Raw genomic sequence first — 17988 nt, forward strand, 5'->3', positions numbered from 1 at the left:
GGGGCGGGCCCGTCCCCACCCCGTCAGGCGGGGTCGCGCTCCAGCGGGGGGGCGGCCTCGATCATCTTGGGGGTCGCGGGGATCGTCAGGAGCCACCGGTCCTCGGCACCCTCCTCGTGGACCGGGCGGATCGCGTCCCAGCGGATCGCGATCTCGCGCTCGCCGAGGCCGAGGAAGCCGCCGACGTCGACCACCACGCCCTGCAGCGTGCCGTCGACCCCGACGAGGAAGTCGCCGATCTCGCCGATGTCGGTCCATCCGCCCGCGCTGCCGGCGGCCAGCACCGTACCCGGAGCGTACTCGTCCTCGACCGCGTAGACGCGCGAGCCAAGGAGCGTGGTCGCGCGGTAGGTCTCGCCGTATTCGAGGTTGCCGGCGTCGAGCATGCCGGTCGCGTCCTGCGCTAGGGCGGCGCAGGCGCAGGCGCAGGCGGCGGCGGCGGTCGCGGCGGTGGAGAGAAGTCGCATGAAGGGGCCTCCCGAGAGGTTGCGCCGGGGCGCGGAGGGTGCCCCGGAGGCAAGCTAGCCTGCCACAGGGGCCCCGCCAGCGGGGGGCGCCCGCCCTAGCGGCCCGCGGCGCGCAGGCGGGCGCCCAGCGCGGTCAGGCGGCGGACATAGGCCCCGCCGATGCAGGGACGATCCGCGCCGCAGGCGTCGCGCTCGCGCAGCCAGGCGTTCTGCTCGGCGTCGGTGGTGGCGGCCCGGGCGGCGCCGTAGGCCGCGGCCATCACCGCGTCGAGGTTGGACAGGGTGTCGTCGGCGCAGATCGCCCCTTCGGCGGCGTTCAGGCCGGCGGCGTCGCACCAGGGACGGCGGGGCGCCGCGGCCGGCGGCGGGGCCGAGAGCGCGGCGCGCATCGCGGCGATGCGGTCGTCATAGGCCCAGTCGATGCAAAGCACGTCCCAGCCGCACGCGTCGCGCGACCCCCGCAGCCAATCGCCCTGCGTCCGGCGCAGCGCGGCATCCTGCGGCAGCCGTCCGTAGAGGCGCTGGAGGGCTGCGTCCTTCTCCCAGAGGAGGGGGTCGGCGCAGACCGCCTGCTCGGCGGGGTTCAACCGGACCGACGCGCCGCACCAGGCGGGCGGGGCCTGCGCGGCGGCCGCCTCGCCGACGAGGAGGAGGGCGAGCGCGGCGAGGCCCGCGCGGGGCGTCCCGCCCCTCAGCGGACGTACTCCGGCAAGGCCTCGAGCTGCTCGCGCGTGGCGTCCACGTGGACGCGGACGTCGCTTCCCGAGCGCAGGACCCGGACCTCGTCGAGCGAGACGGCCACCGGGTGTCGGCCGATGCCGAGGAAGCCGCCGATCTCGAGCACGAGGCGGTCGGGCAGCCCCTCGGGCGTGACGACGACCTCCTCGACCGCGCCGACGTCCTCGTCGTTCGCGCCGAAGACGCGCAGCCCCTCGAGGTCGGCGGCCGTCAGCGCGTCGCGGCCCACCACCTCGTAGCCGTCGCGGCCGAGCACCGGCTCGGGCAGGGTGCGGGGGTCGGTGGCCCGCGGCAGGACCTCCTCCTCGACCACGGCGCCGGGGGCCAGGGGGTCGACGGTCGGCGGGGCGGCGGCCAGCGGGGCGGCGTCCGCCATGTCCGCGGCCTCGGCGGCGCTGGCCTCGGCGGCCTCGACCTCGGCGTTGAGCGCCCGCAGCTCGGCGGCGTCGTGGGCGGCCTCCGCCTCGAAGGGCTCCTCGGCGAGGGCGTCCGCCGCCCCCTCGCCCCGCACGAGGACGCCGCCGGGCGCGGCGCGGCGGAACTCGGGCGCGGCGCGAAGGGCCTCGCGGGTGGTGGGCAGCACGAGGAACACCTCGCCGGGATCGTCCCCCTCCCGCACGGGGACGATGGCCGTCCACGCGACGGCGACCTCGCGCTCGCCGACCCCGAGGAAGCCGCCCACGTTCACGATCACCGCCTCGAACCCCCCTCCGGCGCCGATGAAGACGTCGTCGATCTCGCCGACGTCGTCGAAGGCCGCCGCGCCGCCGGGCGGCAGCACCGCGTCCGCCGCGACGGGGGCGTCCGTGACCAGGAGGCGGGTGCCCATCAGCTCGGAGGCGAGGTATCCTTGCCTCTCCCCGATGCCGGCGTCGGGGAACACGGGCCCCTCGGCGAGCGCGGGGGCGGCGAGGAGCGCGGAGGCGGCGGTGGCGGTGGCGGCGAGAAGGGTTCGCATGGGTTCTGTCCTCCCGAAGGGGTGTCCGGCCGGCGTCTGCAGGGCGAACGCGCGCCGGCCGCGGGCCGTTCCTGCATGAGCGCGGCGGCGAGGCGGGCGCTGCCCCCCGCGCCCCGCGGGGGGGCGGTCGGCGTGCTGGGGGGCAGCTTCGATCCCGCGCACGAGGGCCACCTCGCCATCACGCGCGAGGCGATGGCCCGGATCGGCCTCTCGCGGGCGTGGTGGCTGGTCTCGCCCGGCAACCCCCTGAAGCCCGACGCGCCCGCCGCGCTGGAGCGGCGGCTGGCGCGGGCGCGGGCGGTGGCCACGGACCCGCGCATCGCCGTGACGGGGATCGAGGCGGCGCTGGGCACCCGCTACACCGCCGAGACGCTCGCCGCGCTGCGCGCGCTGCGGCCGGACCTCCGGCTCGTGTGGCTCATGGGGGCGGACAACCTGGTCCAGTTCCACCGCTGGCGGGACTGGCGGGGGATCGCGGCGCACCATCCGATCGGCGTGCTCGCCCGGCCGGGGCTGCGCGTGGCCGCCCGCACCGCCCCCGCCGCCCAGGCGATGGAGCGGGCGCGCGTGCGCGCGCCGGGGCTGCTGCTGCGGCGGGGGCCGCCGGCCTGGTGCCTCGTCAACATCCCCATGCGCGGCGAGAGCAGCACCGCGATCCGGGCGAGGGGCGGCTGGCGGCGCTGACGCCCCCCCCCCACTTCCCTTCCCCCTTGGCGCGGGTCCCCGGTTGCTGCCGGGCCCGCCGGGGCTAAACCTTCCCCCCATGACACGCACGTTCCACAGGCGCGCGGTGCTGGGCCTCCTCGCCGGAGGGGCGGCCGGGGCCGCCTTCGCCCAGCCCCGGGCCACGCCCCGGCCCCGGCCCCGTCCCGGCGGCGCCGGCGTCCTCGCCGATGCCGGGCCGCGCCCCGCGCCGCGCCCGGCGATCCCCACCGCCGACGAGCTGATCGCGCGCGCGAACCTCTCCGGCCGGGTGGGCTTCGCGGCCGTCGACATGGAGACCGGCACCATGCTGGAGAGCCGCGACCCCATGCGCGGCATGCCCCCCGCCTCGTCCATGAAGGCGCTGACGGCGGCCTACGCCGCGGACCGCCTGGGGCTGGACCACCGGTTCGAGACGCGCCTCGTCGCGACCGGCCCGGTGGAGGGGGGGGTCCTGCGGGGCGACCTGATCCTCGCCGGCGGGGGCGATCCGGTCCTGGGCACGGGCGGGCTGCGGGCGCTGGCCGAGGATCTGCGCGCCGCCGGGGTGACGGAGGTGGAGGGGGCGTTCCGCGTCTTCGACGGCGCGCTGCCGGTCGTCGGGCCCGTCGATCCCGACCAGCCGGAGCACCTGGGCTACAACCCCACCGTCTCGGGCCTGATGCTGAACTTCGGGCGGGTCCACTTCTCGTGGGAGCGGACGGGCGGGGGCTACGACGTGCAGATGGACGCGCGCGGCGGCGGCGCGGTGCCGGAGGTCGCGTCGAGCCGGATGGAGGTCGTGGACCGCGCGGGGCCGGTCTACACCTATCGCGACGTGGACGGGATCGACGCCTGGACGGTCGCGCGCGGGCAGCTCGGGGGGGGCGGCTCGCGCTGGCTGCCCGTGCGCAACCCCGCGCGCTACGCGGGCGACGTGTTCCGGACCCTCGCGGGGGACGCCGGCATCGAGCTGCCGCGCGCGGGCGTCGCGGTCGAGGCGCCGGTGGGCGCGGCCCTGGCCACCCTCCGCTCGCCCCCCCTGAGGGAGATCGCGTCCGACATGCTGCGCTACTCGACCAACGCGACGGCCGAGGTGCTGGGGCTGAACGCGACCCTCGCGGGGGGGCGGGCGGTGTCCTCGCTGCTCGCCTCGGGCGGCTCGATGGCGGCCTGGGCCGGTCCGACCCTCGGGATGCGGCGGCTGGCGGCCTGGGACCATTCCGGCCTGAACGTCGAGAGCGACGTGCGCGCGGGCGAGATGGCCGAGGCCATGCGGCGCATGCCCGAGGAGGTGGCCGCGCTGCTCTACCCCTTCCCGCTGCGCGGGCCCGGCGGCGGACGCTACGAGGTGCAGCCGGTGGACGTGCGCGCCAAGACCGGGACGTTGAACTTCGTCAGCGCGCTGGCCGGCCGGGCCATGCCGCCGCGCGGGCGGCCCATCGCCTTCGCGATCTTTGTGGCCGACGAGGAGCGCCGCGCCGCCGCGGCCGCCCGCGGAGAGGAGCGGCCGGCCGGCTCGCGCACCTATGTGGCGCGCGCGCGGGTGCTGCAGTCGCAGCTGATCGAGCGCTGGGCCAAGGTCTACGGTTAGGGCGCCCCCGCCGGGAGGGCTGCGGGGCGGCGACGGGGCGGGTCCGCCCTAGGGGGTCATGTGCCGGGCCCGGGCGGCGCGCTCGATGGCGGCGGCGTGGAGGCGGTCGAGGTCGAGCTCGTAGCGCATCTCCTCGAGGAGGCGCAGCTCGGCGTCGCGCAGGGTGCCGTCGGCGGCGGCGACGTCGCAGGCCAGGACGTAGGCCGTCTCGCGAAGGCGCTCGGGCAGGGCGCCGCGGATCAGGCCGAAGAGGGCGTCGAGCCCGTCCTCCTCCGAGAAGAGGTCGAACACGATGCGCGAGACCTGCGCGATGCGCCCCTCGTCGTAGCCGGCGAAGGCGGGCAGGTGGTTCACGATCTGCTCGATGGTCACCAGCTCGGCCGTGCGCACGTTCTCGTCCGCGGCGGAGACGGCGATCATCACCGCGACGAGGGCGTCCTGCGCCGTCATCGGCGCCTCGGGTGCGGAGGGGTCGTCGAGCATGGGACCGCTCATATTGACGCCCCAGCGCCCCGGCAATAGGTGCCCGCGTCCCCGTGATGGAGCCCCCGATGTCCGACGCGCTTCGCGACGCCGCCCTCAAGTCCAAGGCCTGGCCCTTCGAGGAGGCGCGGCGGCTGAAGGCGCGCGCCGAGCGGCTGGGCAAGGACGAGGTCCTGTTCGAGACGGGCTACGGCCCCTCCGGCCTGCCGCATATCGGCACCTTCGGCGAGGTGCTTCGGACGACGATGGTGCGGCGGGCGTTCCAGGCGATCGACGACCGGCCGACGCGCCTGATCTGCTTCTCGGACGACCTCGACGGGATGCGGAAGGTGCCCGACAACGTGCCGGCGCGCGAGATGCTGGCCGAGCACCTCCACAAGCCCCTGACGAGCGTGCCCGACCCGTTCGGCACCCACGAGAGCTTCGGCGAGCACAACAACGCGATGCTGCGCCGCTTCCTCGACGCTTTCGGCTTCGAGTACGATTTCTACAGCGCGCGGGAGTTCTACCGCTCGGGCGCGTTCGACGAGGTCCTGCGCCTGTGCGCGGCGCGCTACGACGCCCTGATGGCGATCATGCTGAAGTCCCTTCGCGACGAGCGGCGCGAGACCTATTCCATCTTCCTGCCGATCCACCCGGAGACGGGGCGGGTGCTCTACGTGCCGATGAAGGAGGTCGACGGCGAGGCGGGCACGGTCACCTTCGACGACGAGGGCGGGCGCGAGTGGACGCTGCCCGTCACGGGCGGCCACGTGAAGCTGCAGTGGAAGCCCGATTTCGGCGCGCGCTGGGCCGCCCTCGGGGTCGACTTCGAGATGTACGGCAAGGAGCACGGGACCAACACGGCGATCTACGACGCGATCTGCCGGGCCCTGGACGGCGAGGCGCCCGAGCACTTGGTCTACGAGCTGTTCCTCGACGAGGACGGGCAGAAGATCTCCAAGTCCTCCGGCAACGGGATCTCCATGGACCAGTGGCTGGCCTACGCGCCGGCCGAGAGCCTGGCCTATTTCATGTTCCTCAAGCCCAAGACGGCGAAGCGGCTGCATCTCGACGTGATCCCGAAGGCCGTGGACGAGTACCACCAGCAGCTGCGCGCCTTCCACGAGGCGAACGACCCCCTGGCGCGGGTGAGCAACCCGGTCTGGCACATCCATGGCGGCGACGTTCCGCGGTCGGACATGGTGGTGCCCTTCGCGATGCTCCTGAACCTGGCCGGGGTGGCGAATACGGAGGATCCGGAGGTGTTCTGGGGCTTCGTGCGCCGCTACGCGCCCGATGCCTCGCCGGAGGCGAACCCGGGGCTGGACCGGGCGATCCGCGGGGCGATCGCCTATTACCGCGACGTGATCCTGCCGACTCGGGCGGTGCGCGCGCCCGACGAGAGGGAGAGGGCGGCGATGGAGGACCTCGCCGCGCGGCTGGAGGGCTGGCAGGGCGACGCCGCCGACGCCGAAGGCCTGCAGTCGGAGGTGTTCGCCGTCGGCAAGGCGCACGGGTTCGAGCCGCTGAGGGACTGGTTCCGCGCCCTCTACGAGGTCCTGTTCGGCGCCAGCCAGGGGCCGCGCTTCGGGGGGTTCGCCGCGCTCTACGGACCGCGGGAGACGGCGGCGATGATCCGGGGCGCGCTGAGCCGCCGGTAGGGCCCGTGCCGCACGCGCCCTGCGGGGGCTCCGGCGGGCACGTCCGGGGGCGATCCGGAGGGCGCGCGGCGGGGAGGGCGTTGACCTCCGGCGGGGGCGGGGCGAAGGGACGGGCCATGCCTCATGCCCACGCCCGCCCGCTGACCGCCCCCGCCTCCGGCCCGCTGAAGGGGGTCGCGGAGGTTCCGGGAGACAAGTCCGTCTCGCACCGCGCGCTGATCCTCGGGGCGCTGGCGGTGGGCGAGACCGTCGTCACGGGCCTTCTGGAGGGCGAGGACGTCCTCGCCACCGCCGAGGCGATGCGCCTCCTCGGGGCCGAGGTGGAGCGGACCGGCGAAGGGGCGTGGTCCGTCCACGGCGTCGGCACGGGCGGGTTCAAGGAGCCTGCCCGGGTGATCGACTGCGGCAACTCGGGCACGGGGGTGCGGCTGATCATGGGGGCGATGGCGACCACGCCGATCGCCGCGACCTTCACGGGCGACGCCTCGCTGAACGGGCGGCCCATGGGACGGGTGACGGACCCGCTGGCCCGCTTCGGCGCGCAGGCCTTCGGCCGCTCGGGGGGGCGCCTGCCGCTGACGATCCTGGGGGCCGAGGTGCCCGTGCCCGTGCGCTACGAGACGCCCGTGCCCTCCGCGCAGGTGAAGTCGGCCGTCCTTCTGGCGGGGCTGGGCGCCCCCGGCGAGACCGTGGTGGTCGAGCGCGAGGCCACGCGCGACCACACGGAGCGGATGCTCGCGGGCTTCGGCGCGCGGATCGGGGTCGAGGAGGGGCCGGAGGGCCGGGTGATCACCCTGGGGGGCCAGCCCGAGCTGCGGCCCCAGGCGATCGCGGTGCCGCGCGATCCGTCCTCGGCGGCCTTTCCGGTCTGCGCGGCGCTGGTCGTCCCGGGGTCCGACGTGCTGGTGCCCGGCATCGGCCTGAACCCGACGCGCGCGGGCCTCTACGAGACCTTGCGCGAGATGGGGGCGGACCTCTCCTACGAGGACGAGCGCGAGGAGGGCGGCGAGCCCGTCGCCGACCTGCGCGCGCGCTTCTCGGACGGTATGCGGGGTATCGAGGTGCCGCCCGGGCGGGCGGCGTCCATGATCGACGAGTACCCCATCCTGTCGGTCGTCGCCGCGAACGCCGAAGGCACGACGCTGATGCGCGGCGTGCGCGAGCTGCGCGTGAAGGAGAGCGACCGCATCGACGCGATGGCAGCGGGGCTGCGCGCCCTCGGGGTCGAGGTCGAGGAGGGCGAGGACTGGTGGGCGGTCCACGGGCGCGGCGCTGGCGGCGTGCCGGGCGGCGCGCGGGTGGAGGCGCGGCTGGACCACCGGATCGCGATGTCCTTCCTGATCGCCGGGATGGCCGCCGCGCAGCCGGTGACCGTGGACGACGCCGCCCCGATCGCCACGTCCTTCCCCGTCTTCGAGCCCCTGATGCGCGCCTTGGGCGCGCAGTTCCGGGCGGAGAACCGATGAGCCGGACGGGATGAGCCGGGCGGGGGGAGGCGCCCGCGGGCCGGCGCGCCGCCGCGCGGAGGGCCCGCCGCGGCCCGTCATCGCCTGCCACCGCGGGACGTGCCGCCGGATCCCGGGCCGCCTCGTCGCCGCCACCTTTGCCCAGCGCGAGGCGGCGGCGGCGGGGGGCGACGTGCGCCGGTGGTGCGCCCTGGGGGGCGCGCGGCGGCGGGGATGGCGGGGATCCTGCCCGGCCTGCGGGTCCGGCCTGCTCCGGGACGGGGCGGGCGGGAACCTCTCGATCCACGCCGGCACGCCGGGCGACGCGGCCGGCCTGGGGATCGCGGGGCACATCTTCTGCGCCGAGAAGGGGCCCTGCCACGACGTCCCCGAGGACCTGCCCCGCGCGGAAGGGCGGGACCCGAAGCCGGCCGCGATGGTTGGGGACGCATGATCGACGGACCCTTCACCGTGGCCATCGACGGGCCCGCGGCGGCCGGCAAGGGCACGGTCAGCCGCGCCCTGGCCGAGCGGTTCGGGATGGCGCACCTGGACACGGGGCTGCTCTACCGGGCGGTGGCGGCGCAGGCGCTGGCGGGGGCGGACCCCGTGGCCGCCGCGACCTCGCTGATGATGGCCGAGCTTGAGCGCGCCGACCTGCGGACCCCGGAGGTCGCGCAGGAGGCGTCCCGCGTGGCCGCCGACCCGGAGGTGCGGCGCGCGCTCGTGGGCTTCCAGCGCCGGATCGCGCGGCAGGCGGGCGGCGCGGTGCTGGACGGGCGCGACATCTGCACCGTCATCGCGCCCGAGGCGGAGGTGAAGCTCTTCGTGACGGCGAGCGCGGAGCGCCGGGCCGAGCGGCGCTTCGAGGAGCTGCGCGCGCGGGGCGTCGAGACCACGCTGGAGGAGGTCGTCGGAGACGTGCGCGCCCGCGACGAGCGGGACGCCCGGCGCCGCGACGCGCCCATGGTGCGGGCCGAGGACGCCGAGGTGGTCGACACCACCGCGATGACGATCGAGGAGGCGGTGGAGGCCGCGTCCGGCTTCGTGGAGCGGGCCCTGGCCGCCCGCTGAGGGGCGCCCCGGGGCAGGGGGGCCACAGCGGCGCGCGGGCGGGGGCGCCCCCCTCTCCCCGCGGGGGGCGGCGCGCGCTACGGGAGGGGCCGGCCGCGCGGGGAGGGGACGCATGGAAGACGACGGAGGGCGCGAGGACGGCGCGCCGAACACGATCGAGCACCTGCACGAGATCATAGGCGACGAGACCGCCCCCGAGGAGGTCTGCGACTACCTCCTCTACCAGTGGGAGGAGGCGGGGATCACCGCCCGCGCCTACACCGACGAGATGCACACGGTCAGCATCCTGACGCGCGGCGAAGGGCAGCGGCCTGCCGAGGCGCCGATGGACGTGCTCCGCTGGCTCTTCGCGCGCTTCCACACGGTCCGCGCGCTGGGGCCGCACGGCTACGTGCGCCTCAGGCGGCCCCTCGGCGGAGGGCTCTAGAAGAGGGCGCGCGCGCCCATCCAGAGCGCCATGCCGATCATTGCGAGGTTCTCGGACAGCGAGACGAATCCCAGCGGCACGTTCGAATTGCCGCCCACGCAGGCGCATTTCAGCTCGCGCTTGTCGAGGTAGACCGCCTTGAACACCGAGATCGCCCCGATCGTGCCCGCGAAGAGCGCGAGGGGCGCCGCGACCCAGATCAGCGCGCCGGCGACCATCAGGATGCCGGCCCCCGTCTCGATGAACGGATAGACGTAGCCGTAGGGCACCCAGCGCCGCGCCAGAAGGTCGTAGTTCAGGAACATGGTCGAGAAGCTCTCGATGTCCTGCAGCTTCTGGATGCCGAGCACGGACATGGCGAACGCGACGAAGAGCTCGGCCGTGCGGACCGACAGGAGCGTGCCGGCCGCCCACCAGGTCGTCGCCGCCGCGAGGAGCGCGCAGACCGCGAAGATCGCGATCACGGGGCGGTAGGACGTCTCGCCCTTCTGCCGGACGGGCTTTCCCAGCCGCTCGCGCAGGGCCTGGTAGCCGCCGACCCGCTCGCCGTCGATCCAGATCTGGGGCGTCGTCTCGACGTTCCAGCGCCGCTTGAAGGCGTCGACCTCGGGCCGCTCGAGGAAGGGGCGGTCGTCGATCGCGTATCCCTCGCGCCGCAGCAGGTCCCGGGCCTTCAGCCCGGAGGGGCAGGTGTGGTCCGGCAGCGTCATCCGGTAGAGCACCGCGCGCTTCTCGCCGCGCGAGGCCCGGGCGGGGTCGGGGGGGCCGTCGCCCCGCCGGTTCACGTCCTCGATGAGGTCCTTGGCCATGTCGTCGTCTCCGTTCAGTTCGTGCAGGACCAGAAGCCGCCGTAGCCCACGCGCAGCGGCGGCTCGGTCGCCAGGTCCATGAGGAGGTTGGCCTCGTCGCCGGCGAGCGGCTCGAGGAGGATCGAGAGCCCTTCGGCGCGGGCGCGGATGCCGTCCGGGCCGCGCATGCCCTCCACCGGGATCAACGTGCCGTTCAGGAGGACCGCGCCGGTGCCCGACGGGTCCGCGGCCATCACCGGCGGGGAATCCTCGATCATGCGGAAGGCGCAGGGCGCGCCGCCGAGGCCGGCCGCGCGCAGCGTCCCGGGGTCCATGGGCGCGAGGTCGAGCGTCGGGACCGGGGCGCGGCGCAGGGCGTCCGCCAGGGTGCCCGCGGGGGCCGGCGCGCCGTCGTCGCCCAGGGGGCCGCCGACGTCGCGCCCGGCCTCGAGCTCGCGGACCATCCAGCGCATCTCGGCGATCTCGCGGTCCTGCGCCTCGACGATCTCGCCGGCCAGCTTGGCGACGCGGGGATCGGATATCTCCGCGCGCTCGGAGGTGAGGATGGCGATGGAATGGTGCGGGATCATCGCCTTCATCCAGGAAAGGTCCTGCACCGTCGCCTGCGAGCGCACGAGCCAGAGCCCCAGCGCGAAGAGCGCGGCCGACAGGACGTAGAGCGCGACGTTCGCGGCGCGGTTGCCGTACATGCCCAGCATGAAGGTCAGCATGATGGCCAGCATCGCGCCGCCCATCAGCATCGCCATGAAGGCGCGCGTCTCGCTGAAGTAGAGGTGATGGACCGACCAGGCGTTCAGGTACATGAAGAACCACATCACGACGGACGAGGTCGCGACCATCCCCAGAAGCCGCCCGTAGCGCCCCCAGTCCGTTCCATGCTTGCGATCGTCCATGTTCCTCTTCCTTCTCGGCGGCGTTCGGGGACGGTGGTCAAACGGCCCACCCGCCCGGGCGGGTCCAGGGCGGCGGGCGGGTCAGGCGGACGGGCGCCCGAGCCGGTCGATGATGGGGCAGGTGGGCCGGTCGTCGCCGGCGCAGCGGTCCACGAGGTCCGAGAGCGCGTCGCGCATCGCCTGAAGCTCGCGCAGCCTCCTCTCGATCTCCGCGAGATGGCCGGCGGCCAGCGCACGCACCTCGCGCGAGGGGCGCCCCTCGGACCAGAGCGCGAGGAGGCGGCGGCAATCCTCGACCGGAAAGCCCAGCGCGCGGGCGCGCCCCACGAATGCGAGGCGGTGCGCGTCCTCGTCCGAGAAGTCGCGGTAGCCGTTCGCCCCACGCGCGGGGCGGATCAGGCCGATGTCCTCGTAGTAGCGGATGGTTTTCGCGGGAACGCCCGAGCGGGCCGCGACCTCGCCGATGTTCATGTCGGACCTCCTGCCGATCGTCCGGGGGGTGAAGTAGGGGTTCCAGTAACTGGAAGGTCAAGGGCCGTTGCGAAAGCCCCCCCGATCGCATAGGTGGCCCTCGTCGCGCGCGGGCCCGCCCCGCGCGGGCCAGCAACCCGGCCATGACCAATCCTAGACGAAGACCGGCGGACCCAACCGCCCGGCCAGTGAAAACCCGTATCCGAGAGGAACCGCTCAGCCTATGGCTCAGAACGCCACCATGGAGGACTTCGAAGCCCTCCTCGACGAAAGCTTCGAGATCGACACCCCGACCGAAGGATCGGTCGTGAAGGGCAAGGTCATCGCCGTCGAGGCGGGTCAGGCCATCATCGACGTCGGCTACAAGATGGAAGGCCGCGTCGACCTGAAGGAATTCGCCGAGCCCGGCGAGGAAGCCGACATCCACCCGGGCGACGAGGTCGAGGTCTATCTCCGCGCCGCCGAGAACGCCCGCGGCGAGGCCGTGATCAGCCGCGAGATGGCCCGGCGCGAGGCCGCCTGGGACCGGCTGGAGAAGGCCTACGCCGACGAGAACCGCGTCGAGGGCGCGATCTTCGGCCGCGTGAAGGGCGGGTTCACCGTCGACCTGGGCGGCGCCGTGGCGTTCCTGCCCGGCAGCCAGGTGGACGTGCGCCCGGTGCGCGACGCGGGGCCGCTGATGGGCCTCAAGCAGCCGTTCCAGATCCTGAAGATGGACCGCCGCCGGGGCAACATCGTCGTCTCGCGCCGCGCCATCTTGGAGGAGTCGCGCGCCGAGCAGCGCGCCGAGGTCATCGCCAACCTCGCCGAGGGGCAGAACGTCGACGGCGTGGTCAAGAACATCACCGAGTACGGCGCCTTCGTCGACCTCGGCGGCGTGGATGGCCTGCTGCACGTGACCGACATGGCCTGGCGACGGGTCAACCACCCCTCCGAGATCGTCAACATCGGCGAGACGATCAAGGTGCAGGTCATCAAGATCAACAAGGAGACGCACCGCATCTCCCTGGGTCTCAAGCAGCTGCAGGAGGACCCTTGGGACTTCGTGCAGGGCAAGTACCCGCTGGGCTCGGTCCACACGGGCCGCGTGACCAACATCACCGACTACGGCGCCTTCGTGGAGCTGGAGCCGGGGGTCGAGGGCCTCGTCCACGTCTCGGAGATGAGCTGGACGAAGAAGAACGTCCATCCGGGCAAGATCGTCTCGACCTCGCAGGAGGTGGAGGTGATGGTCCTCGAGGTGGACATGCAGAAGCGGCGCGTGTCGCTCGGCCTCAAGCAGACCCAGCGCAACCCGTGGGAGGTGTTCCAGGAGCAGTTCCCCGTCGGCACCCCCGTCGAGGGCGAGGTCAAGAACATCACCGAGTTCGGCCTGTTCGTCGGCCTGGAGGGCGACATCGACGGGATGGTGCACCTTTCCGACATCACCTGGGAGGGGCGCGGCGAGGACGCGATCGGCGACTTCCGCAAGGGCGATGTCGTGCAGGCCGTGGTCACGGAGGTGGACCCCGAGAAGGAGCGCATCTCCCTCTCGATCAAGGCGCTGGACAACTCGTTCTCCGAGGCGGTGGGCGGCGTGAAGCGCGGCAGCATCGTCACGGTCGAGGTCACGAAGATCGAGGATGGCGGCATCGAGGTCGAGTACGAGGGCGCGAAGTCGTTCATCCGGCGCTCGGACCTCTCGCGCGACCGGGCCGAGCAGCGCCCCGAGCGCTTCGGCGTCGGCGACAAGATCGACGCGCGCGTGACCAGCGTGGACCCGAAGACCCGGCGCCTGGGCCTCTCGATCAAGGCGCGCGAGATCGCCGAGGAGAAGGAGGCGGTGCAGCAGTACGGCTCCTCCGACTCGGGGGCGAGCCTGGGCGACATCCTCGGCGCGGCGCTGAAGGGCGACGACTGAGTTCGATCGAACTGGTTTAGCACGGTGGGCGGCCCCGCAGGCGATTGCGGGGCCGCTCGCGATTCGCGGGGGCGGGCGCATTCGCCCTGAATGTCCTGGGACACAGCGCCGTAGACCCGGCGGATTCCGCCCGCCCGTCCCGAAGCCCGGCGGATTTCCCGCGCACGGCGGTTCGTTGCGGCACGGTTCGCCTTTTCGGCCAGGGTCGAAACCGCTAACGTGCGGCCGTCGTGCACGCGCATTTCGCGCGGCCTGCGACAATCCGCCTTTGGGGGCCGACATGATCCGATCGGAATTGATCCAGCGAATATCCGAAGAGAACCCGCATCTCTACCAGCGGGACGTGGAGAAGATCGTCAGCACGGTGTTCAACGAAATCATCCGCGCCATGGCGCGCGGCGACCGCGTCGAGCTGCGCGGCTTCGGCGCCTTCTCGACCAAGCACCGGGACGCCCGCACCGGCCGCAATCCCCGCACGGGCGAGTCCGTGGCGGTCGACGCCAAGGCGGTCCCCTTCTTCAAGGCGGGGAAGGGGCTTCGCGAGCGGCTGAACGAGGAAGGCTGACGGCCGGGACGCCCGCGCATGCGTGACAGCGCCGCCGGGCTGCGCTAGGTGCGGGCGGAGCAGGCAGCCGGGGACCATAGATGCGCTACTTGAAATACGCCTTCCTCGTGCTCGTCGCGATCCTGCTGGTGACGGTCGCGATGGCGAACCGCGCCACCGTCGAGCTGAAGCTGCTGCCCGCCGCCTTGGCTGAACTCGTGGGCTATCAGGGCTTGCTCTTCCTGCCCCTCTATGCCGTGATCCTCGGCGGGGTGGTCGTGGGTCTCGTCCTGGGGTTCGTGTGGGAATGGCTGCGCGAGTACCGCATTCGCCGCGAGGCCGAGCGTCGCCGCCGCCAAGTCAACCTCCTGGCCCGCGAGAACGAGCGCCTGCGCGAGAAGGCCCACGAGGGCGAGGACGACGTGCTGGCCCTGCTGGACCGTCCCGCGCGCTAGGCTAGGTTGCGGCCGGCAGCCCAGCCGAAGGGGACATCGCCATGACCAGACGAATCGCCAGGGCCTCCGGGCCGCTCCTCCTCCTGATCGCGCTCGGGGCGTGCGCCGCGGGGGGCGCGCCGAACAGCCAGGACCAGCAGGTGAACGACCCGAGCTTCTCGGGCGTGACGAACACCGACGCGCTCGACAGCAGCTACACGCCGGACAGCTCCGCCCTCTGAGGGCGTTGCGCCGGGACGGCGGAGGGTCCATCACCGGCCGCATGGACCGCGCGCGCGTCAAGATCTGCGGACTGACCGAAAGGGACGCCCTGGACGCCGCCGTCGCGGCGGGCGCGGCCTATGTGGGCTTCGTCTTCTTCCCCAGGAGCCCCCGGAACGTCGAGCCGCCGCGCGCCGCCGCGCTGGCCGGGGCGGTGCCGGCGGGGGTGGCGAAGGTCGGCCTCCTCGTGGACCCGTCCGACGCCGACCTCGACGCCGTGCTCTCGGCCGTCCCGCTCGACGTGATCCAACTTCACGGTGGCGAGACGCCCGCCCGGGCGGCCGAGGTGAAGGCGCGCACCGGCCTGCCCGTGATGAAGGCCGTGGGCCTGCGGGACCGCGCCGACCTCGCCGCGCTGAACCTCTGGGCGGGCGCGGCCGATCAGGTGCTGGTGGACGCCAAGCCGCCCGAAGGGGCGGACCTGCCGGGCGGCAACGGCTTGGCCTTCGACTGGACGCTCCTGTCGGACCGGCGCTGGTTCGGGCCCTGGATGCTGGCCGGCGGCCTGACCCCCGGCAACGTGGCCGAGGCCATGGCCCGCACGAACGCCCGGCAAGTCGACGTCTCCTCCGGGGTGGAGAGCGCGCCGGGCGTCAAGGACGCCGCCCTCGTCCGCCGCTTCATCGCGGCCGCGGAGGCACCGGTGGCGGCCGTGCCCCGGCTGGCGTAGAACGCCGGTCGCACACGGGGGGGAAAGGCAGGTTCCATGGACGATCTCTTCAACAGCTTCATGGCGGGGCCGGACGAGGACGGCCGCTTCGGCCAGTTCGGCGGGCGCTTCGTCTCCGAGACCCTGATGCCGCTGATCCTGGAGCTTCAGCGCCAGTACGAGATCGCGAAGGACGACCCGGAGTTCTGGGCCGAGATGGACGCGCTCTGGGCCGATTACGTCGGCCGCCCCTCGCCCATGTACCGCGCCGACCGCCTGACCGAGCGGCTGGGCGGCGCCACGATCTACATGAAGCGCGACGAGCTGAACCACACGGGCGCGCACAAGATCAACAACGTCCTGGGGCAGATCCTCTTGGCGCGCCGCATGGGCAAGACGCGCATCATCGCCGAGACGGGCGCCGGCCAGCACGGCGTCGCCACCGCAACCGTCTGCGCGAAGTTCGGCTTGCAATGCGTCGTCTACATGGGCGCCACGGACGTCGAGCGGCAGTCCCCGAACGTGTTCCGCATGAAGCTGCTCGGGGCCGAGGTGATCCCCGTCACCTCCGGCCGGGGCACCCTGAAGGACGCGATGAACGACGCCCTGCGCGACTGGGTCACCAACGTGCGCGAGACGTTCTACTGCATCGGCACGGTGGCGGGCCCGCACCCCTATCCGGCCATGGTCCGCGACTTCCAGTCCGTCATCGGCAAGGAGGCCAAGGCCCAGCTGATGGAGAAGGAAGGCCGGCTGCCCGACACGATCATCGCCGCGATCGGCGGCGGCTCGAACGCGATGGGCCTGTTCTTCCCCTTCCTCGACGACCGCGAGGTCCGCATCATCGGCGTGGAGGCCGGGGGGCACGGGGTCGACCAGAAGATGGAGCACTGCGCCTCGCTGACCGGCGGGCGGCCCGGGGTGCTGCACGGGAACCGGACCTACCTCCTGCAGGACGATGACGGGCAGATCCTCGAGGGGCACTCGATCTCGGCCGGGCTGGACTATCCCGGGATCGGGCCGGAGCATTCCTGGCTGCACGACGTGGGCCGGGCCGAATACGTCGCCATCACCGACAAGGAGGCGCTGGAGGCGTTCCAGCTCTGCTGCGAGACCGAAGGGATCATCCCCGCGCTCGAGCCGTGCCACGCCCTGGCGCACGTGATGAAGATCGCGCCCGGCCTGCCGGCTTCGCACATCATCTGCATGAACATGTGCGGGCGGGGCGACAAGGACATCTTCACCGTGGCCCGGGCCTTCGGCTTCGATATGGACGGCCCCGTGGGGCGCGACGCGGGCTAGGCGGCCGGAAGGTCCGCGAGGAAACGCTCGATCTCCTCCATGACGCGCAGGGGCGGGAGCTGGTGGCCAGCCCCTTCGATCCAGACGGCGCGCTTGGGCCCGGACGCGGCCTCGAAGAGGCGCCGGCCCTGGGCGATGGGCATGATCGGGTCGTCCGTGCCGTGCAGCACCAGGAGCGGCACGCCGAGCGCCGCGACGTGGTCGACGCTGCGCCAGCGGTCGCGCAGGAGGAGCCGCACGGGCACCCAGGGGAAGAGCTGTGCGGCGCGGTCCACCACCGCCGCATAGGGCGCCTCGAGCACGACGGCGCGCCAGGGGCCGCCCGCCGCCGCGCGAACCGCCACGCCCGAGCCGAGGGACTCGCCGTAGACGACCACGTCATCTGGCGAGAGGCCGAGGGGCCCGGTGGCGAAGTCCAGCACCGCGCGCGCGTCCGCGACGAGGGCGGCCTGCGAGGGCCGGCCGGGATTGCCGGAAAAGCCCCTGTAGGGGACCATCAGCGTCCCCCAGCCATGCGCGCCGAACGCCCAGAGCTTGCGCGCGTCGTGCCCCCCGTTGCCGTGGAAGACGACGAGGGTGGGCGCGTCCGGATCCGCCGCGCGGTAGAGGCCGCGCAGGACGATCCCGCCGGAGACGGGAACCTCCACGGGGACCGCGCCGGGCGTCTCGTAGGCGGAGAGGGGCGGCAGCCCCACTGACCAGCCGGGATAGAGCAGCCGTTCCTGCCCCAGCCAGAACGCCCCCACGACGAGCGCGTAGAGCGCCGCCGCGACCCCGATCAGCCAGAGGATCAGCGTCCTAGCCCGCCGCATCGAGGGCGTGCGCCTCCAGCACCGCCCGCGGGACCACCTCCAGCGCGCGGCGATGCGTGGCGGCGAGGTCCACCTTCGGGGCAGCCCCCTCCTCGGCGGCCTGTGCGAAGCGGCCCGCGCAGAGGCACCAGCGGTCGCCGGGCCTGAGGCCGGGGAAGCGGAACTCGGGCCGGGGGGTGGAGAGGTCGTTGCCCACGTACTTGCTGTAGGCCAGGAACTCGGCCGTGAGGACGGCGCAGACCGTGTGCGAGCCGCGGTCGGCCGCGCAGGTGTCGCAGAGGCCGTCGCGGAAGAAGCCGGTCATGGGCTCGGTGCCGCAGGGGGCGAGCGGGCCGCCCAGAACGTTCACGGAAGGGTCCTTGTCCATCGACCGGAGCTAGCC

The 17988-nt window shown here is 73.6% G+C and carries 22 protein-coding genes; 13 read left to right on the forward strand and 9 right to left on the reverse strand.

The genetic code is table 11. The features are described from left to right. Nucleotides 1-23: 23 nt before the first annotated feature. From BCF33_RS12985 to BCF33_RS12995, 3 genes are all read right to left on the reverse strand, one after another. On the reverse strand, nt 24-467 hold the full coding sequence (locus BCF33_RS12985) for a PRC-barrel domain-containing protein (protein WP_106161328.1): 444 nt from the start codon (nt 465-467) through the stop codon (nt 24-26). 95 nt (nt 468-562) lie between these two features. Continuing rightward, nucleotides 563-1054, reverse strand: a complete 492-nt coding sequence (locus tag BCF33_RS12990; RefSeq protein ID WP_106161330.1) for a lysozyme inhibitor LprI family protein — start codon at nt 1052-1054, stop codon at nt 563-565. A 104-nt stretch (nt 1055-1158) separates the two neighbouring features. Then, complete coding sequence (locus BCF33_RS12995) at nt 1159-2163, reverse strand: PRC-barrel domain-containing protein (protein ID WP_106161332.1); 1005 nt, start codon at nt 2161-2163, stop codon at nt 1159-1161. A 75-nt stretch (nt 2164-2238) separates the two neighbouring features. Here BCF33_RS12995 and BCF33_RS13000 point away from each other — a divergent pair, with 75 nt between their 5' ends. Together BCF33_RS13000 and dacB are read left to right on the forward strand one after the other, a co-directional pair. Further along, entirely contained in the window at nt 2239-2847 is a 609-nt protein-coding gene (locus tag BCF33_RS13000; RefSeq protein ID WP_106161682.1) for a nicotinate-nucleotide adenylyltransferase, read from the forward strand. Nucleotides 2848-2926: 79 nt separating this feature from the next. Next, a complete protein-coding gene (dacB, locus tag BCF33_RS13005) occupies nt 2927-4438 on the forward strand; it encodes a D-alanyl-D-alanine carboxypeptidase/D-alanyl-D-alanine endopeptidase (RefSeq protein ID WP_106161334.1) in 1512 nt (503 codons plus the stop codon). 48 nt (nt 4439-4486) lie between these two features. Here dacB and BCF33_RS13010 read toward each other — a convergent pair whose 3' ends face one another. Then, nucleotides 4487-4921 (reverse strand): tellurite resistance TerB family protein, encoded by a 435-nt coding sequence (locus BCF33_RS13010; RefSeq protein WP_211292391.1) that lies wholly within the window; start codon nt 4919-4921, stop codon nt 4487-4489. A gap of 68 nt (nt 4922-4989) precedes the next feature. On the opposite strand from BCF33_RS13010, the gene BCF33_RS13015 reads away from it, so the two are divergent. The 5 genes from BCF33_RS13015 (at nt 4990) to BCF33_RS13035 (ending at nt 9510) form a co-directional block, all read left to right on the forward strand. After that, the gene (locus BCF33_RS13015; protein ID WP_106161336.1) at nt 4990-6564 is read left to right on the forward strand and encodes a lysine--tRNA ligase; all 1575 of its coding nucleotides are present in this window, start codon (nt 4990-4992) and stop codon (nt 6562-6564) included. Nucleotides 6565-6680: 116 nt separating this feature from the next. Further along, nucleotides 6681-8030 carry a 3-phosphoshikimate 1-carboxyvinyltransferase gene (aroA, locus tag BCF33_RS13020; protein ID WP_106161338.1) on the forward strand — a complete coding sequence of 450 codons (1350 nt, stop codon included), beginning with the start codon at nt 6681-6683 and terminating at the stop codon, nt 8028-8030. 172 nt (nt 8031-8202) lie between these two features. Next, a complete protein-coding gene (locus tag BCF33_RS14550) occupies nt 8203-8463 on the forward strand; it encodes a GFA family protein (protein WP_483867465.1) in 261 nt (86 codons plus the stop codon). Beyond that, nucleotides 8460-9083: a (d)CMP kinase gene (locus BCF33_RS13030; protein WP_106161342.1), complete on the forward strand. Its 624-nt coding sequence runs from the start codon at nt 8460-8462 to the stop codon at nt 9081-9083. The genes BCF33_RS14550 and BCF33_RS13030 overlap by 4 nt, the downstream gene beginning before the upstream one ends. A 112-nt stretch (nt 9084-9195) precedes the next feature. After that, complete coding sequence (locus BCF33_RS13035) at nt 9196-9510, forward strand: hypothetical protein (protein WP_106161344.1); 315 nt, start codon at nt 9196-9198, stop codon at nt 9508-9510. On the opposite strand, the gene BCF33_RS13040 is transcribed toward BCF33_RS13035, so the two are convergent. The 3 genes from BCF33_RS13040 to BCF33_RS13050 form a co-directional block, all read right to left on the reverse strand. Beyond that, complete coding sequence (locus tag BCF33_RS13040; protein WP_245883851.1) at nt 9507-10220, reverse strand: MauE/DoxX family redox-associated membrane protein; 714 nt, start codon at nt 10218-10220, stop codon at nt 9507-9509. The genes BCF33_RS13035 and BCF33_RS13040 overlap by 4 nt on opposite strands. A 113-nt stretch (nt 10221-10333) precedes the next feature. Next, entirely contained in the window at nt 10334-11212 is an 879-nt protein-coding gene (locus BCF33_RS13045; RefSeq protein WP_106161348.1) for a DUF305 domain-containing protein, read from the reverse strand. 81 nt (nt 11213-11293) lie between these two features. After that, entirely contained in the window at nt 11294-11683 is a 390-nt protein-coding gene (locus BCF33_RS13050; protein ID WP_106161350.1) for a Cu(I)-responsive transcriptional regulator, read from the reverse strand. Between the two features lie 223 nt (nt 11684-11906). Here BCF33_RS13050 and rpsA point away from each other — a divergent pair, with 223 nt between their 5' ends. The 6 genes from rpsA (at nt 11907) to trpB (ending at nt 16794) form a co-directional block, all read left to right on the forward strand. Beyond that, on the forward strand, nt 11907-13583 hold the full coding sequence (gene rpsA / locus BCF33_RS13055; RefSeq protein WP_106161352.1) for a 30S ribosomal protein S1: 1677 nt from the start codon (nt 11907-11909) through the stop codon (nt 13581-13583). A gap of 280 nt (nt 13584-13863) precedes the next feature. Continuing rightward, entirely contained in the window at nt 13864-14148 is a 285-nt protein-coding gene (ihfB, locus tag BCF33_RS13060; RefSeq protein ID WP_106161354.1) for an integration host factor subunit beta, read from the forward strand. An 80-nt stretch (nt 14149-14228) separates the two neighbouring features. Next, a complete protein-coding gene (locus BCF33_RS13065; RefSeq protein WP_106161356.1) occupies nt 14229-14582 on the forward strand; it encodes a lipopolysaccharide assembly protein LapA domain-containing protein in 354 nt (117 codons plus the stop codon). A gap of 41 nt (nt 14583-14623) precedes the next feature. Next, nucleotides 14624-14803: a hypothetical protein gene (locus BCF33_RS13070; RefSeq protein ID WP_106161358.1), complete on the forward strand. Its 180-nt coding sequence runs from the start codon at nt 14624-14626 to the stop codon at nt 14801-14803. Nucleotides 14804-14844: 41 nt separating this feature from the next. After that, the gene (locus BCF33_RS13075) at nt 14845-15513 is read left to right on the forward strand and encodes a phosphoribosylanthranilate isomerase (protein WP_106161360.1); all 669 of its coding nucleotides are present in this window, start codon (nt 14845-14847) and stop codon (nt 15511-15513) included. Between the two features lie 36 nt (nt 15514-15549). Then, complete coding sequence (gene trpB / locus BCF33_RS13080; protein ID WP_106161362.1) at nt 15550-16794, forward strand: tryptophan synthase subunit beta; 1245 nt, start codon at nt 15550-15552, stop codon at nt 16792-16794. On the opposite strand, the gene BCF33_RS13085 is transcribed toward trpB, so the two are convergent. Further along, nucleotides 16791-17606, reverse strand: a complete 816-nt coding sequence (locus tag BCF33_RS13085; RefSeq protein ID WP_106161364.1) for an alpha/beta hydrolase — start codon at nt 17604-17606, stop codon at nt 16791-16793. The genes trpB and BCF33_RS13085 overlap by 4 nt on opposite strands. Beyond that, complete coding sequence (locus BCF33_RS13090; RefSeq protein WP_106161366.1) at nt 17593-17973, reverse strand: DUF2237 family protein; 381 nt, start codon at nt 17971-17973, stop codon at nt 17593-17595. Before BCF33_RS13090 ends, BCF33_RS13085 begins: the two co-directional genes overlap by 14 nt. Between the last annotated feature and the right edge of the window lie 15 nt (nt 17974-17988).

This window comes from Hasllibacter halocynthiae, from assembly GCF_003003095.1.
Taxonomy (GTDB): domain Bacteria; phylum Pseudomonadota; class Alphaproteobacteria; order Rhodobacterales; family Rhodobacteraceae; genus Hasllibacter; species Hasllibacter halocynthiae.

Excerpts from the sequence above, each read along its gene's own strand:
- BCF33_RS12985 (WP_106161328.1), bottom strand. The coding sequence starts at position 467 with ATGCGACTTCTCTCCACCGCCGCGACCGCCGCCGCCGCCTGCGCCTGC.
- BCF33_RS12995 (WP_106161332.1), bottom strand. The coding sequence starts at position 2,163 with ATGCGAACCCTTCTCGCCGCCACCGCCACCGCCGCCTCCGCGCTCCTC.
- BCF33_RS13000 (WP_106161682.1), top strand. The coding sequence starts at position 2,239 with ATGAGCGCGGCGGCGAGGCGGGCGCTGCCCCCCGCGCCCCGCGGGGGG.
- dacB (WP_106161334.1), top strand. The coding sequence starts at position 2,927 with ATGACACGCACGTTCCACAGGCGCGCGGTGCTGGGCCTCCTCGCCGGA.
- BCF33_RS13010 (WP_211292391.1), bottom strand. The coding sequence starts at position 4,921 with ATGCTCGACGACCCCTCCGCACCCGAGGCGCCGATGACGGCGCAGGAC.
- BCF33_RS13015 (WP_106161336.1), top strand. The coding sequence starts at position 4,990 with ATGTCCGACGCGCTTCGCGACGCCGCCCTCAAGTCCAAGGCCTGGCCC.
- aroA (WP_106161338.1), top strand. The coding sequence starts at position 6,681 with ATGCCTCATGCCCACGCCCGCCCGCTGACCGCCCCCGCCTCCGGCCCG.
- BCF33_RS13030 (WP_106161342.1), top strand. The coding sequence starts at position 8,460 with ATGATCGACGGACCCTTCACCGTGGCCATCGACGGGCCCGCGGCGGCC.
- BCF33_RS13035 (WP_106161344.1), top strand. The coding sequence starts at position 9,196 with ATGGAAGACGACGGAGGGCGCGAGGACGGCGCGCCGAACACGATCGAG.
- BCF33_RS13040 (WP_245883851.1), bottom strand. The coding sequence starts at position 10,220 with ATGACGCTGCCGGACCACACCTGCCCCTCCGGGCTGAAGGCCCGGGAC.
- BCF33_RS13045 (WP_106161348.1), bottom strand. The coding sequence starts at position 11,212 with ATGGACGATCGCAAGCATGGAACGGACTGGGGGCGCTACGGGCGGCTT.
- BCF33_RS13050 (WP_106161350.1), bottom strand. The coding sequence starts at position 11,683 with ATGAACATCGGCGAGGTCGCGGCCCGCTCGGGCGTTCCCGCGAAAACC.
- rpsA (WP_106161352.1), top strand. The coding sequence starts at position 11,907 with ATGGCTCAGAACGCCACCATGGAGGACTTCGAAGCCCTCCTCGACGAA.
- ihfB (WP_106161354.1), top strand. The coding sequence starts at position 13,864 with ATGATCCGATCGGAATTGATCCAGCGAATATCCGAAGAGAACCCGCAT.
- BCF33_RS13065 (WP_106161356.1), top strand. The coding sequence starts at position 14,229 with ATGCGCTACTTGAAATACGCCTTCCTCGTGCTCGTCGCGATCCTGCTG.
- BCF33_RS13070 (WP_106161358.1), top strand. The coding sequence starts at position 14,624 with ATGACCAGACGAATCGCCAGGGCCTCCGGGCCGCTCCTCCTCCTGATC.
- BCF33_RS13075 (WP_106161360.1), top strand. The coding sequence starts at position 14,845 with ATGGACCGCGCGCGCGTCAAGATCTGCGGACTGACCGAAAGGGACGCC.
- trpB (WP_106161362.1), top strand. The coding sequence starts at position 15,550 with ATGGACGATCTCTTCAACAGCTTCATGGCGGGGCCGGACGAGGACGGC.
- BCF33_RS13085 (WP_106161364.1), bottom strand. The coding sequence starts at position 17,606 with ATGCGGCGGGCTAGGACGCTGATCCTCTGGCTGATCGGGGTCGCGGCG.
- BCF33_RS13090 (WP_106161366.1), bottom strand. The coding sequence starts at position 17,973 with ATGGACAAGGACCCTTCCGTGAACGTTCTGGGCGGCCCGCTCGCCCCC.